Genomic DNA, 13,498 nt, shown 5'->3' on the forward strand with positions numbered 1-13,498 from the left:
AGCCAGTAATTCCGGGAACTTGAGCCACTTTATCGGAAGGTTTTTACAGCTATTCCGGCAACTTGCGCCAATCGGGACTACTGACATTCCGGCATAATTGAGCCACTTGTGATTGCTCTTCAAAGTTATTCCGGGAAAGTGAGCCAGTTGTATTTTGGTATTGAAGTAATTATAACCACCATCTTTTGTGAAAAACAAAAGCAACGGATGGCAAACAAAGTTACTTCAATGCAGACACTGCGCATGATCATACAGTTGCTGGATCGGAATCTTTCCGAACGTAAAATATCCAGGCAACTTAATCTTTCCCGTAACACGGTTAAATATTATCGTGAACGCTTACTTCAGAGCACGCACAGCTTCAAGGAACTTCAAGCCCTTAACGATGCAGGCTTGTCTGCCATTCTATATTCTGGTACACCCTCGGTGCAGGATGAAGACCAGCGGAAGGAAGATTTTCGCCAGCAAGTACCTTATTTTCTTTCAGAGCTTAAACGTACCGGTGTCACGCGCCAACTTCTCTGGGAGGAATATTTTGACAAACATCCTGCGGGATACCGTTATTCCCAATTTTGCTATCAACTTAACGAACTCGGTAAAGTTCTACAGCCAAGTTTCCATGCGACTTACAAGGCGGGTGAGGTTGTCATGGTGGACTTTGCGGGCAGCATGATGCACTATTTCGACAAGTCCACCGGTGAACAAATAAGTTGCCCGGTACTGGTTTGTGTGCTTCCTTTCAGCAATTTAACTTATGTTGAAGCGCTGCCTAATGCCAGGCTTCCTTATTTGTTGGCTGCTTTGAATAACTGCCTTCGGTATTTTAAAGGCGCCCCATTGTCTCTGAAGACCGACAACATGAAACAGGTGGTCCAAAAGGTCAATCGCTACGAACCGACCTTTACAGATCTTATGCAGCAATGGGCGTTGCATAACAACATGGATTTGGTTGCCGCAAGGCCATATAGACCTAAAGATAAAGCGCCGGCAGAAGGTCACGTAAAAATTGCCTATCAGCGCATTTACGCTCCCTTACGGGATCGTATTTTCTGTAATATCGAGGAAGTTAACGCCGCTATACGAGATCAACTCGAGCTACATAATGACAAGAACTTCAAGGGAAAAAATTACAGCCGCCGCCAGCAGTTCAACGAACAGGAACAGCATTTACTTCAGCCGCTGGCAGACAATCCGTTTACCTTAAAGCACAGCACTTCTGCCAAAGTCCAGAAAAATTATCATGTCACCCTGGGAGAAGATTGGCACCATTACAGCGTGCCTTACCACTATATAGGCAAGCAGGTAAACATTATTTATGATACCCAGACGGTAGAGATCTTTCTTGATCATCAGCGTATTGCTGTTCATAAACGCTTCTATAATCAGCATGGTTATACTACGCTCAAAGAGCACATGCCAGAGAACCATCGTAGCTATTCACAGCAAAGGGGATGGGACAGTGATTACTTCCTGCGGTTAGCATCACAGATAGGACCATGCACACAGGGTTACATGGAAGGTGTTCTAAAAGGGCGGCAATTTACCGAACAAACATTTAATTCATGCCGTGGTATCCTGCGGCTTGGCAGCAGCTATGGTAATGACCGCCTCGAGTCAGCATGTCAAAGAGCACTACCCTCCGGTTCTTTTAGTTATAAAACACTAACGAAGATCCTGGCTAATAATCTTGACAAAGCTCCCCATTTTATGCAGACAACCTTATTCCAGACACCTGACCATGAAAACATTAGGGGAGCCGGAGCGTATGAATAAAACGCCCTTACGAATCAATTGCCTCACTTAAACAAAAATAACAATGAATACAAACAAGACCTGGGAAGAGTTAAGAGAACTAAAATTGCAAGGAATGGCGAGCCGGTATTCCGCCATTCTTGAACAGCCGTTACACCAGCAGCCTGAAGCGCATACAATGGTTGCCATGCTTACAGAGGCAGAATCAGAACAGCGAGTCCAGCAGCGCACCCAGATGTATCTAAAGCTTGCCAAACTGCGGTACAGCGCACATGTTGAACAGGTGAATTGCAAGCCTGAACGAGGACTTACGTCCGAGCAGTTAATCCGTTTAAGCGATTGCAGCTTTATCGAGAAGTCAGAAAACGTACTGATCACAGGCGCCACGGGATGTGGAAAATCCTATCTCGCCTGTGCACTCGGCAGGCAAGCCTGCGTAAAAGGCCATAAAGTACTTTATTACCCCATAAACAGGTTTATAGAGCAGCTTGCGTTGGCCAGGCTGGATGGAAGTTACTTAAAATGGCTCAATCAAATTGCACGAGTCAAACTCCTGATTCTCGATGACTTCGGCTTACAGCCGCTTAGCCACGACATCAAAATGGCCCTATTGCAAATACTCGAGGATCGATACGCTTCCGGATCAACAATTATAACCGCACAGATGCCCGTAGGAAACTGGCATGATTACATAAATGACCCAAGCCTGGCTGATGCGATATGTGACAGACTGACAGCAAACGCGCACAGAATAAATCTCGAAGGAGCTTCTTTGAGAAAGATAAAAAACAGCTAAATTTACAACACTTCAATTCCAAAAAAGAACTGGCTCACTTTCCCGGAACGCTGGCTCACTTTCGCCGGAATTTCCAATACAACAGCAGTTTGGCGTAATGGGGGCTGACGTGCTTAATTGAACATTAGTCTTTTTTATTTACATTTGTGCAAGGCTGAAAGTTAGTACATATAAATCCCCCACTACGCCAAGCTGCAAACCGTTGGCGGTCATTGTACCGACCTTCACGTAGACCGACCTTTTTAAAAATAAGCAATGAAAATTATTGGTTTCAATTTTACAAAAAACGACTTTAGGTTTTGTGTCCTTGATGGCTTAACAAACCCACCGACAATTATAGAAAAGAATAAAATTGTGTACCCAAACAATATGGATACATCGGAATTAATGGAATGGTTCGAAACGCAACTGTCTTTAATAATAGACAAGCATCAACCGAACCAGCTTTCTCATAAAATTTCTCTTAATTTGACAACACTTGACCAAATTAAAACCTCTTGCTATCCACAAGGAATTTTGAACTTGCTTGCAAAAAAGAAGAACACTCCGATTAGTTGTTTCTCGTCTCAAGCAATAAATGCTACAAAATTTGGACAAACAAAAAAAACCGATGTTTATGCTTATATGGACAAATTAATCGGGACACATCCACCTTATTGGGACAAATCAACAAAGGAAGCTGTTTTAGTAGCATGGTTTAATTTACTATAATGATAGGAACAACTATTGACAAATTTCAAGTAATCGACCATTTAGGAAATGGTGCTTTTGGGCATGTGTTTTTATGTTATGACCCATTCATGCAGAAGGAGATTGCGGTCAAAGTCATAAAGGTGCCTGACCCAGAAAAATTTGTTAATGCAGTTAAAGAAGGTCAAACACTTGACCTATATAGACATAAACACATAGTTGACGTGAAGGATGTTCGGGCAACAATGTATAATGCTGAACGTGTTGTTATCATAATGATGGAATATCTTTCAAAAGGCTCTATTCAAAAGCACATTGAAAAAAGATTTATTTCAGCTAAGGAAAGTTGCAAAATTATCCAGCAAAGTTTATTAGGGCTTGAACAAGCACACAATAATAACGTTTTACACAGAGATGTCAAGCCAGGGAATATAATGTTTGGCGACAATGGAGAAGCAAAGCTTTCTGATTTTGGATTAGCTATTAACTACCATGCTGACCCAAGCGATATTTTGGGCTACCGCCCACACCAACCATTAGAAGTTATTGAAGGAAATCCAATGGATAAATTGAGTGATATTTATGCAACAGGTATTACTTTATATCGCTTATTGAACAATACGAACAACCTTCCATTTACTTTTAAGACCGTTGATGAATGGCTGAAGGCAGTCAAGAAAGATCTATTTCCACCAAGACAATATTTACCACATATTCCTGAAAAGATTGTTAAGGTTTTAAACAAAGCAATTCACAAAATAAAGGCTAGTCGTTTTCAAAATTGTACAGAATTTAGACAAGCAATTGAAAAGCTTAATTTTCAAATTGATTGGGTATATGTAGATGATGATAATTGGACGGGGATTTCAAACGCAGATATTTTTACAATTAGTAAATTTAAAAAGAGAACCGGTTGGGTTATTGATTTCAAAAGAAATGGAATTCGCAAGTCTGACCATTGTTATACTAACTTACCAGATGACAAAGTGGAAGCCGAATTTTTTAAAACCATCAGAGACACTACACTATCCTAGAACCCAATGCAGACAAACAACGAACCGCCAACATGGGTTTTGCAATAATGGGGCTGACGCACAAAGGCTCAACTTTTGTTTCTCAATTTGGCTGTTGTGCAAGGGTTGGGCTCACCGAATTCTATTGCCCAACCATCGCAAAGCCCTAAACCGTTGGCAGTAATTTTAACAAAAACGACGATTAAAATAAATGTTCGAAAAAAAATCAATAGTTGACTACTTAAAACAATATAATTTATTTACAGACAGCGAAATAAATGAATTTATAAGTTTAGCCACTATTTCTACCATAAAAAAAGGAGATTTTTTCATTAAACAAGATGAAATCTGTACCACACTTTCCTTTGTGAATTTTGGCATTTTCCGTTCCTTCTATTATTCTAATAATGACGAAGAAATAACCTATTGTTTTACCTTTCCCAATACGTTATTAGTGGCTTATTCTTCATTTATTACACAGAATAAATCAGAAGAAAATTTACAAGCTTTAACCGATTCTGAAATTATTTCAATTTCAAAAAACACATTAGAAAACCTTGCGAAATCAAACAATAAATGGTTGAATTTTTTAAAAATAATTGCTGAAAAAGAATATGTTGAACTCGAAAAATGGATATTTAATCATCAAAAATCCAACGCCCAAAAACGATATGTAGATTTGATACACAGCAATCCACAAATTGTACAACAAATTCCACTTCACTATATAGCTTCCTATCTTGGAATTACTCAAAGACATTTAAGTAGAATAAGAGCATCAATTTAATTATTAGACAAATGTCCTACGTGAATAGTATGGCAGGAGTGTAATTTTGCACTTCAATTTTAAAATAATTAAATAGATGAAAACAGTAATTTTAATAGGTGCTAATGGGAAAATGGGAAAAGCAGCACTGACAGGTTTAGGAAAACACAAAGTGATTACAGCTGGTCGTTCAAATGACGGTTACGACTACCAAGTTGACATTACTAGTGAAGAATCTTTGAGAAAATTGTTCAAAGAGGTTGGTCACTTTGATGCGGTTGTGAATACTGTTGGCGTATGTGAATATGCGACCTTCGAGGAAATGACTGAAGCGCAATGGATGACTACAGTAATGAGTAAAATGATGGGGCAAATCAATATTGTTAGAATTGGTCAGGAATACATTGCGGATAAAGGTTCTTTTACGCTTATTACAGGTATTCTAAACTTAAAACCTATTCCTTTTGCCATTTCAGATGCAACTACGAGCGGTGCCATTGATACCTTTGTAAAATGTGTAGCCTTCGAAATGCCAAGAGGTATTCGTGTAAATTCAGTAAATCCAACAGTTTTAACGGAGGCTTGGGACGTTTATGGCGATATGATGCCAGGATTTCAACCCGTACCAAGTACATTGGTGGGTAAAGCGTTTGAGCGTTCGGTTGATGGGTTTATTACAGGTCAAGTTATCCTTGTTGATGCATAATTAATTTAACTTACAGCATATAGTCTTTTCAAAATATAAAATGACTATATGCTGTTTATTTAAAAAGTAAAATGGAATTAATACTATACCAAATTGACGCTTTTACAGACACCATTTTTGGAGGAAATCCTGCTTGTGTTGTGCCGCTGAACAAATGGTTGCCAGACGAAATCATGTTGAAAATCGCAAAGGAGAACGCAGTTGCAGAAACAGCTTTTTTTGTTGACAAAGGAGAGAAAATCCATTTACGATGGTTTACACCTGAAATTGAAATGGATTTGTGCGGTCACGCTACACTTGCAACAGCTCATTGTTTAACGACTATACTTGACTATCAAAAAGGTGAAATTGTTTTTAAAACTTTAAGTGGTGACTTGTTTGTTAAAGTTGAAAATGGACAATATAAAATGAACTTCCCATCAAGAATGCCTGTTGTCGACATCTTACCACCGACAATTTCAAAATCCTTAAATATTAAACCGAAAGAAATTTTAAAATCAAGAGACTATGTTTTGGTGTATGAAAATGAAACAGAAGTTAGAAACATTGAAATTGATAGACAATTATTCGACCAAATAAATATTGACCCAGGAGGTGTAATTGTAACAGCAGTTGGTGATAAATGCGATTTCGTTTCAAGGGTTTTTACACCACAAGCATCAATTCTAGAAGATCCTGTAACAGGTTCTGCACATTGTTCTTTAATTCCATTTTGGTCAAAAAGACTTAATAAAAAAGAACTTTATGCCAAACAAGTTTCTGAACGATTAGGGAAGTTGTATTGTGAAGACAAAGGAGACCGAGTGATTATTAGTGGGCAAGCAAAAACATATTCAATTGGAAAATTTTGGACAGAATAAAACTACTGCCAACAAGGGTTTTGCGTCAGGCGGGCTGAAGTGCAAAATTCAACAGCAGTTTTTCAATTGAACTTTAGTAATAATATCAACTTTTGTGCTTCGATTTCCCGCCCGAACGCAAAGCCCTGAAACGTTACCTGCAAGTATAAAATGACCGTAAAGGAATTAGGACAAAAAGAATTAGAGCTTTATTCTTCTGTAATTTCCATCACTGGAACTATGGAAGAAAAAACTGAACAGATTATTATTTTGGGATATTCAGAACAGTATAGAAAAATACATTCAGAGTATGCAAAACTAAACAAAAGTGATTTGGAAGCGCTAAAAAGAGGTTTGTTTTTAATTTGGTATTCTCGAACAGAACCTTCTTGCTATACAGGAATTGCAGACTTAGTCCCTGAAGCTGAACATGCAATAATTAAAACACTTGACAGACGGATAAATATGAATGTTACAGATTATGAACTCGACTGGATGTTGAGTTATTACTCAAATATTGAATTTTCTTTCGAACAATTCAGAGATTACAAATCATTTTATAGAAAACTAACTACCGAAAAAACCGAAATGCCGAACTCAATTGACAAGGAAGAAATGAAAACGAGAGGGCAAATGGGAATTTACTGGAGTTCATTAAATAGATATAACGAAAAAAATACCAACAGCTAATCCAGCAACGCAGAAGAATTCCCCCCCACGTCCGCGCAGAACCGTGCCTGGCCACCCAGTCTTGACAGTCTCCCGTCGCACGGCCGCTTCGGCGACGGTCGGCCGCTGCCGTCCGATCTTCAGCGATCCGCCTCGGTATTGTTCATTACCTTAAACCTTGCTTGTGGATTTGCTCATCATTGAACGGATCATAGTGCCATCAAGGCCTCCCAGATTTAGTGAGACACAGGATTGTCCATTTCCGTAAGCTTATCCATTCAACCCTGCGCTGGTTGGTACTGGCCTGAGGGGATTCAGTCCGAAATAAATAACTGATTATCAAGAGCTTAAAACAGATAAAATACATTTTCTTTCGAAGAAAGTTTATGCATATATTTGATATCCATCTTACGGTAGTTTTTTCACAAACTGACGTTGGTGGCTGGTGTAACAGAAAGCAATAACATAACCACATATCATCACAATGCAAGACATCCTGTTTGACTTTATAGCAAAATACATTTCGCTGACAGAAGATGAGAAGAACGCATTAATTTCGCTAAACCTGTTTCACTCGGTTAAGAAAGGCGCGACTTTACTCCATGAAGGTCAGAAATCGAAAGATAGCTACTTTGTTTTAAAGGGATGCATAAGGAAATATTACATTGTAGATGGTGAAGAAAAAACTACCGCCTTTTTTACGGAATTGGACGCTTTGACGCCACATTGCGTTATTAATAAAGCACCTTCTGAATATTTCGTAAGTTGCGTGGAAGACAGTATCATTACAGTCTCCAATTCTGATATGGAAGTAGAAATAAACAGTAAATTCCCCAAATTTGAAATCATGTGCAGAATGTTGTCGGAAGAATTGTTGGCTAAACAACAAATTAATTTTGACGAGTTCAAGACTTCTTCCCCTGAGCAGCGCTACCTGAACCTAATACAAAAAAGGCCAGACTTGATCCAGCGTGTTCCGCAGCACCAGTTAGCGAGCTACTTAGGTATCAAGCCTCAATCATTAAGCCGGCTAAGATCAAGAGTTATGGAAAAAAGCAAAGAGTAACTTCATTTCTTAACTTAAGTGAACGATTTCAGGTCTGTTGCCTGGCAATCTTTGCACGATCGTTTCACATCGTTCAAGAAAGCTATGAAAAAGAAAATTTTAGGGATTGGACTTGCCTTGTTGCTGGCAAGTAGTTTACAGGTGAATGCACAAAACACCAAACAAGACAGTACTTATAAAAGGTGGTACATTGGAAGTTCGCTCTTCATGTTAGGAAATTTCTCCAAAGTAAACAACCCTGAGTATGTCCAATTAAATGTCGGATATAGGATAACACCCAAAGATGTTGTTTCCCTTGAATTCAAAAGATCCATTTATTCCTGGCCAATCGGTATCCCTTTTGGACCATCCTTTGATGCACCAGGACTAAACTATCCCGGTCATGCACGTATACTTGCACCTACACTAGGATACCAGCGTTTTTGGTGGAAAGGTGTATACACTTCCGTTTATGCATTGAATGCTTTTGAAAAATATATGGATGAGCGTAAAAAGAAGATTGGAAATGGATACACCTTATATATGAACTTCCATTTGGGTTACCAGTTTAAGTTTTTCAAAAACCGGTTCTTTTTTGAACCAGCTATTGGATGTAGTTATTGGCCTCTAAGAACCAATGTTCCGGAATCCTTTAAAGTCGTAGAAAAAAAATGGCCTAACTACTTTATTCAACCCGGGTTTCATTTTGGCTTTAACTTTTAGCATCCTCATAAACGAAATAATTCGGATGGCTTTCAATACAATAAAATTCTCAACAGCGACTTCCATTGCTTAGGAATAGGATTTTTTTTAAACGTTCATACATCTATAACTATAAACAACTACTACAATGAAAAAGACAGGCATTTATTCCGTGTTGTTATTGCTCTCGGCATTTCTCAGTTCATGTGGCTTCGGCACCTCCCACATTACCAATCACAATCAAAACGCCACGCAGGTACACTTAGGCCAGAACAATTTCAAAGTAATTGACCAGGTAAGCGGAAGTTCAGAGGCTACTTATATATTGGCAATTGGAGGTATCAAAAAAAGGCAATTGTATGAAAATGCCTATTCAACGATGATGAAGAAAGCCAACTTGTTGAATGGGTCCAAAGCCATCATCAACGTGATGAAAGAGGAACACTTCAGTGGTTTTGCCCCATTCTTTGTCAGAAGGACTATAACTGTGAGTGCCCAGGTAGTTGAATTTACGAGGTAGTTTCTAAGAAACGGACTGTATATTATTTTGGAGATTGACAGTTGGAGACCTATCAGATCCCACCTGACTTGACTAGATTAAAATGCAAAAAACCTAATTCAGTGTATGCCCCAGCACCAAATAGCGAGTTATCGGGATTAATCCTCAATCATCGGGCAAACCAGGAGCAAGGATTTAAAAAAATCAAATTGCAACTTCATTTTTTAACTTAAGTGAACGATTTCAGGTCTGGAGCAAATCTACTTTTGCAGTATCGTTTAACATAAAAAGGAAAGAAATGCAAAAGAGAATTTTATTCATTGGTTTTGTCATCATGATGGCAAGCACGCTCCACCTCCAGGCACAATATACTAAAACAGACAGCACTTACAAACGGTGGTTCATTGGCAGCTCTGTGTTTTTATTGGGCAATCTGTCTTCTACGAATCCGCCCAACTTCGCACAACTCAATTTGGGTTATCGGATTACGGGAAAAGATGTAATTACCTTAGAACCAAAAACTTGGAAATATGCCTGGCCGAATGGTATTCACCCATTTTTTAACAAAGCGTACGGAAAGCCGGAAGAAGAATTTCCGGGATATGTTCGTGAGTATGGCTTATCAGTGGCTTACCAACGGTTTTTGTGGAAAGGTTTGTACGCCGAACTGAATGTGATGCCTTCTTTACAAACGTTTGTAAACGACAAAGGCAAAAAAATTGACAATGGTTTCCAGATTTTCAATACATACCGCGTTGGTTATCACATCAAATTTTTTAAGGACAGATTTTTTATTCAACCATCCATTGCCATTACGCACCGTGCACATCACACAAAATTGCCTGATGGATTCAAACAGTTAGACGACAAATGGTCGAAATTCATTTTCGGCGAACCGGGATTTCATTTTGGGTTTAATTTTTAGTCGATCAATTATGAATACACAAAAAACACTGGAAGACATGAAGGTTAGTTTGAAACTGAAGCTCGCTACGTTGTGGGCGAGTTTTATGTTTCTCTATATCTATGTTGATTATTTCGCCTTGTACATGCCGGGCAAGATAAAAAGTATTCTGACAGGGAGGGTGTTTGTATTTGATATTACGCAAGGATTTCTTTTGGGAGCACTCGTCTCAGTGACCATTCCGGCGCTAATGATTTTCCTTTCTGTGGCCTTGCCTGCAAAAGTAAATCGGACGACCAATATCATTATTGCTATGGCGTATATTCCCTATTCCCTGTTTAATCTGGCAGGTGAAGCTTGGATGCACATGGTGTACGGAGCCGTCGTCGAAGTAGTCCTTCTTTGTCTGATTATCTTTTATGCATGGAAGTGGCCTAGGATTGAAACTTGAAAATAGCTGACAAGCGAACACAATTAACGGGGAACCAGGCCTGCATTTCGGATTTAATTTTTAGTAATAGGACAGTGGATTAAGAAAGCTGTTTTAACAAATAATAGAGACATACAGAAACACCTTCACGGTCAACATATTACCGCCATACAGCAGGGGCACTTTCGGAAATTCGATGGTTTCCGTGGTCCCTTGCCTTGTATTTATACCAAGGCTAGCCAACGGTTTGCTGAACTCTTGGCGTTTGCAGGTGCTGTACAAAAACCCCAGTGACCCATCTTTACTTATGGGTGTATCTTTCCTAGTATTCCACCACAGCATCCCACATGACATTCGTCTAACTGTCGGTTTTGCAAACTGCACAATAAAATTTATCTTGTACCTCACAGTCCCCAAAGGCGCACTTCGTATAGCCCAAGGGCTTTATCCGTAATTGCGAACGACTTTGCCATAACTCTCTACATCACTCGTTATTGACCAGAACATTACAGATGATTAAGAAGTATTCGGTTTTGCTATGCCTGATTACCTCAGTGATATTCATATTAATAGCAACTTTGGCGTATCCGGGCGGCTCGATGTTTGACAAAAATTCTATCGGGTTTGACTGGTCGAAAAATTTCATGAGCAATTTATTTGCAACGACCGCGATAAATGGCTCAGAAAACTCCGGCCGGATCTGGGCAATTATTGGAATGGCATTCCACTCCGCTGGTTATGGAATTTTTTTTATCAATATATCAAAAAAGATGTCTTCAATACCGTGGGCTAATATTTTAAAATTTATAGGCGCTACCGACATTGTATTAATTTTCTTAATCGCAACACCCTTGCATGACCTGGGAACAATATCGATCATTTTAACCTTGACTGGTTTATTTATTATCACTGTATTTATCCTAAGATCTAAACTTCATTTACTTAAATTCTGCTGTATTATTTGCTTATTGACTTATTATGGTTTCTTTTCCCTTTTTGGCTTAGGTTATTTGGGTTTATCAATCATTATGCAGAAAGTATATGTTATAAGCTCGGTGCTGTTGGTTTTAGGATTAGAGCATTTTACCAAATATGAAGATTTTAGACAAATAAAATCCGGAGGACAAAAAACATAAGCAAAGAAACACTAACATACTGATTTTGTGCTCTTTGTATTCGAATTTAAAGCTATTCCCGGTAGTACCCCAACTGCACAAAGCCTATAACTTTAGCAGTAATCACACGAATAGAATACAGACAAAAAATTGCATAGTTGACTGACAATCATTTCCTAAGCAAAATATTCAACCCCGAAAACTTCAAAAAAGAAGATTTAGAAATCGTATTTAGTCAGTACGAACGTGTCGAATTTGCGAAGAACGACTTTCTGATTCCGGAAGGTGCCACGGCCAAATTCTACTATTTTCTGGAAAGTGGTTAGGAACACCCTGGTGGCGTATATTGGGTTTGGCTTCTATAAAGCCAGCGATCTTACTACTATTGAAATCGTCAAGTCGGTAAGCATAAAAGGCCCGAAAGAGGAGGTCTTCAATAATGTACGATACCTGAAAAATTTCCCGAAATGGTCGCCCTTTTTGGCAGCAGACCCGGCTCAAAAATATGAGGTCAAGGGAACAGACGGCACAGTAGGTGCGCAGTACCACTGGGATGGAAATGGCGGAAAAGACATGGGTTTTCAAGAAATCACAAAAATTGACGAATTGAAGTTTGTAGGAATGAAATGTGATATTCAAAAACCATTTACTGCCAAACCTACTTTCGACTATTACTTTACCGAAACCAGTAACGGAATTGAAGTAAAACAAGTTTTCAGAGTAAAGTCTGATTTGGTGAGTGCCTTCTTCATGTGGATTTTTGGAGTCAAATCGGACATGGAAAAAATGAATCAGAAAGGACTGGATTTGATGAAAAAGTCAGTAGAAATTAAAAACTAAAAATTCCATGACTATAAAAATATAATGTCATCAAATTTATATATAATTTATTTATATATTTGAGTTGTTATAACACATCAACCTTTCCGCGTGATTTCCTTACGCGGCGGCCGGCTTGGAAGTAAAGTTCAAAAAAAATTTATCACCATTAACTTACCTATTCACATGGCTGCAATTGAAGAACCCAAGAACATGCATGGCGATGGTAAAGTAAAAAACAAAACCATCTCGACACGTGTAGACATGACACCGATGGTGGACCTCGGTTTTCTTCTGATTACGTTCTTCATGCTTGCTACTACAATGACCAAACCAACGGCAATGTCCGTTTTTTTTCCTGCTAAAACAGTGGAAGAAAAACAACCTCTGAAAGCATCTGGTGTACTAACCCTATTTCTTGGTGCTGACGGGGACATTTACTACCTGGACGGCATAGCGGCATCGGAGGATCAAGCGCGGTATTCTTTAAAATCAACACGTCAGGGTGATGGCTTAAGAAGTGTAATTTTTGCGGCACAACGGCGCGTGCGTTCTATGAAACCCGATACGGAAGGACTTGTTGTTGTTATTAAACCCCTGGCGCTCTCCAATTATAAAAACATGGTAGACGCCCTGGATGAAATGACAATCACCAAAACCAGACGTTACGCCCTGGTTGATGAACTTACCGACTCTGAAAAAGGAATTCTTAGAGATCGGATAATGGAAAAGGAGTGAATAATTAATCTCTGT

Annotated in this window: 17 protein-coding genes; all 17 read left to right on the plus strand. The window is 39.0% G+C overall.

Annotated features, from left to right (window positions below; all coding sequences use genetic code 11):
• Positions 1 to 108: 108 nt before the first annotated feature.
• On the plus strand, positions 109 to 1,773 hold the full coding sequence (istA, locus tag DYADSP32_RS06580; RefSeq protein ID WP_149239828.1) for an IS21 family transposase: 1,665 nt from the start codon (positions 109 to 111) through the stop codon (positions 1,771 to 1,773).
• A gap of 43 nt (positions 1,774 to 1,816) precedes the next feature.
• Entirely contained in the window at positions 1,817 to 2,548 is a 732-nt protein-coding gene (gene istB, locus DYADSP32_RS06585; RefSeq protein ID WP_149239829.1) for an IS21-like element helper ATPase IstB, read from the plus strand.
• Positions 2,549 to 2,803: 255 nt separating this feature from the next.
• Entirely contained in the window at positions 2,804 to 3,259 is a 456-nt protein-coding gene (locus DYADSP32_RS06590) for a hypothetical protein (RefSeq protein WP_149243464.1), read from the plus strand.
• Complete coding sequence (locus tag DYADSP32_RS06595) at positions 3,259 to 4,272, plus strand: serine/threonine-protein kinase (protein WP_149243463.1); 1,014 nt, start codon at positions 3,259 to 3,261, stop codon at positions 4,270 to 4,272. The genes DYADSP32_RS06590 and DYADSP32_RS06595 overlap by 1 nt, the downstream gene beginning before the upstream one ends.
• 190 nt (positions 4,273 to 4,462) lie before the next feature.
• Positions 4,463 to 5,038, plus strand: a complete 576-nt coding sequence (locus DYADSP32_RS06600; RefSeq protein WP_414617573.1) for a Crp/Fnr family transcriptional regulator — start codon at positions 4,463 to 4,465, stop codon at positions 5,036 to 5,038.
• 76 nt (positions 5,039 to 5,114) lie between these two features.
• On the plus strand, positions 5,115 to 5,723 hold the full coding sequence (locus DYADSP32_RS06605; RefSeq protein WP_149243462.1) for a short chain dehydrogenase: 609 nt from the start codon (positions 5,115 to 5,117) through the stop codon (positions 5,721 to 5,723).
• A gap of 71 nt (positions 5,724 to 5,794) precedes the next feature.
• Positions 5,795 to 6,583 carry a PhzF family phenazine biosynthesis protein gene (locus tag DYADSP32_RS06610; RefSeq protein WP_149243461.1) on the plus strand — a complete coding sequence of 263 codons (789 nt, stop codon included), beginning with the start codon at positions 5,795 to 5,797 and terminating at the stop codon, positions 6,581 to 6,583.
• Between the two features lie 150 nt (positions 6,584 to 6,733).
• Positions 6,734 to 7,252 carry a hypothetical protein gene (locus DYADSP32_RS06615; RefSeq protein WP_149243460.1) on the plus strand — a complete coding sequence of 173 codons (519 nt, stop codon included), beginning with the start codon at positions 6,734 to 6,736 and terminating at the stop codon, positions 7,250 to 7,252.
• A 463-nt stretch (positions 7,253 to 7,715) separates the two neighbouring features.
• Positions 7,716 to 8,297, plus strand: coding sequence for a Crp/Fnr family transcriptional regulator (locus DYADSP32_RS06620; RefSeq protein WP_149243459.1), 582 nt, complete (start codon positions 7,716 to 7,718; stop codon positions 8,295 to 8,297).
• A gap of 84 nt (positions 8,298 to 8,381) precedes the next feature.
• Positions 8,382 to 8,999: a hypothetical protein gene (locus DYADSP32_RS06625; protein ID WP_149243458.1), complete on the plus strand. Its 618-nt coding sequence runs from the start codon at positions 8,382 to 8,384 to the stop codon at positions 8,997 to 8,999.
• A 127-nt stretch (positions 9,000 to 9,126) separates the two neighbouring features.
• A complete protein-coding gene (locus tag DYADSP32_RS06630; RefSeq protein ID WP_149243457.1) occupies positions 9,127 to 9,498 on the plus strand; it encodes a DUF6567 family protein in 372 nt (123 codons plus the stop codon).
• A 277-nt stretch (positions 9,499 to 9,775) separates the two neighbouring features.
• A complete protein-coding gene (locus DYADSP32_RS06635; RefSeq protein ID WP_149243456.1) occupies positions 9,776 to 10,402 on the plus strand; it encodes a hypothetical protein in 627 nt (208 codons plus the stop codon).
• Between the two features lie 10 nt (positions 10,403 to 10,412).
• On the plus strand, positions 10,413 to 10,832 hold the full coding sequence (locus tag DYADSP32_RS06640) for a DUF6326 family protein (protein ID WP_149243455.1): 420 nt from the start codon (positions 10,413 to 10,415) through the stop codon (positions 10,830 to 10,832).
• Between the two features lie 623 nt (positions 10,833 to 11,455).
• Positions 11,456 to 11,947, plus strand: a complete 492-nt coding sequence (locus DYADSP32_RS06645; RefSeq protein WP_414617574.1) for a hypothetical protein — start codon at positions 11,456 to 11,458, stop codon at positions 11,945 to 11,947.
• A gap of 137 nt (positions 11,948 to 12,084) precedes the next feature.
• Positions 12,085 to 12,252, plus strand: a complete 168-nt coding sequence (locus tag DYADSP32_RS06650; RefSeq protein ID WP_414617575.1) for a hypothetical protein — start codon at positions 12,085 to 12,087, stop codon at positions 12,250 to 12,252.
• The gene (locus tag DYADSP32_RS06655; protein ID WP_414617576.1) at positions 12,245 to 12,766 is read left to right on the plus strand and encodes an SRPBCC family protein; all 522 of its coding nucleotides are present in this window, start codon (positions 12,245 to 12,247) and stop codon (positions 12,764 to 12,766) included. Before DYADSP32_RS06650 ends, DYADSP32_RS06655 begins: the two co-directional genes overlap by 8 nt.
• A gap of 165 nt (positions 12,767 to 12,931) precedes the next feature.
• Positions 12,932 to 13,483 carry an ExbD/TolR family protein gene (locus DYADSP32_RS06660; protein ID WP_149243454.1) on the plus strand — a complete coding sequence of 184 codons (552 nt, stop codon included), beginning with the start codon at positions 12,932 to 12,934 and terminating at the stop codon, positions 13,481 to 13,483.
• Positions 13,484 to 13,498: the final 15 nt, after the last annotated feature.

The organism is Dyadobacter sp. 32, from assembly GCF_902506755.1.
In the GTDB taxonomy this organism is placed as follows: Bacteria; Bacteroidota; Bacteroidia; order Cytophagales; family Spirosomataceae; genus Dyadobacter.

Excerpts from the sequence above, each read along its gene's own strand:
- DYADSP32_RS06645 (WP_414617574.1), top strand. The coding sequence starts at position 11,456 with ATGAGCAATTTATTTGCAACGACCGCGATAAATGGCTCAGAAAACTCC.
- DYADSP32_RS06630 (WP_149243457.1), top strand. The coding sequence starts at position 9,127 with ATGAAAAAGACAGGCATTTATTCCGTGTTGTTATTGCTCTCGGCATTT.
- istB (WP_149239829.1), top strand. The coding sequence starts at position 1,817 with ATGAATACAAACAAGACCTGGGAAGAGTTAAGAGAACTAAAATTGCAA.
- DYADSP32_RS06620 (WP_149243459.1), top strand. The coding sequence starts at position 7,716 with ATGCAAGACATCCTGTTTGACTTTATAGCAAAATACATTTCGCTGACA.
- DYADSP32_RS06595 (WP_149243463.1), top strand. The coding sequence starts at position 3,259 with ATGATAGGAACAACTATTGACAAATTTCAAGTAATCGACCATTTAGGA.
- DYADSP32_RS06625 (WP_149243458.1), top strand. The coding sequence starts at position 8,382 with ATGAAAAAGAAAATTTTAGGGATTGGACTTGCCTTGTTGCTGGCAAGT.
- DYADSP32_RS06615 (WP_149243460.1), top strand. The coding sequence starts at position 6,734 with ATGACCGTAAAGGAATTAGGACAAAAAGAATTAGAGCTTTATTCTTCT.
- DYADSP32_RS06610 (WP_149243461.1), top strand. The coding sequence starts at position 5,795 with ATGGAATTAATACTATACCAAATTGACGCTTTTACAGACACCATTTTT.
- DYADSP32_RS06590 (WP_149243464.1), top strand. The coding sequence starts at position 2,804 with ATGAAAATTATTGGTTTCAATTTTACAAAAAACGACTTTAGGTTTTGT.
- DYADSP32_RS06640 (WP_149243455.1), top strand. The coding sequence starts at position 10,413 with ATGAATACACAAAAAACACTGGAAGACATGAAGGTTAGTTTGAAACTG.
- DYADSP32_RS06600 (WP_414617573.1), top strand. The coding sequence starts at position 4,463 with ATGTTCGAAAAAAAATCAATAGTTGACTACTTAAAACAATATAATTTA.
- DYADSP32_RS06660 (WP_149243454.1), top strand. The coding sequence starts at position 12,932 with ATGGCTGCAATTGAAGAACCCAAGAACATGCATGGCGATGGTAAAGTA.
- DYADSP32_RS06605 (WP_149243462.1), top strand. The coding sequence starts at position 5,115 with ATGAAAACAGTAATTTTAATAGGTGCTAATGGGAAAATGGGAAAAGCA.
- DYADSP32_RS06635 (WP_149243456.1), top strand. The coding sequence starts at position 9,776 with ATGCAAAAGAGAATTTTATTCATTGGTTTTGTCATCATGATGGCAAGC.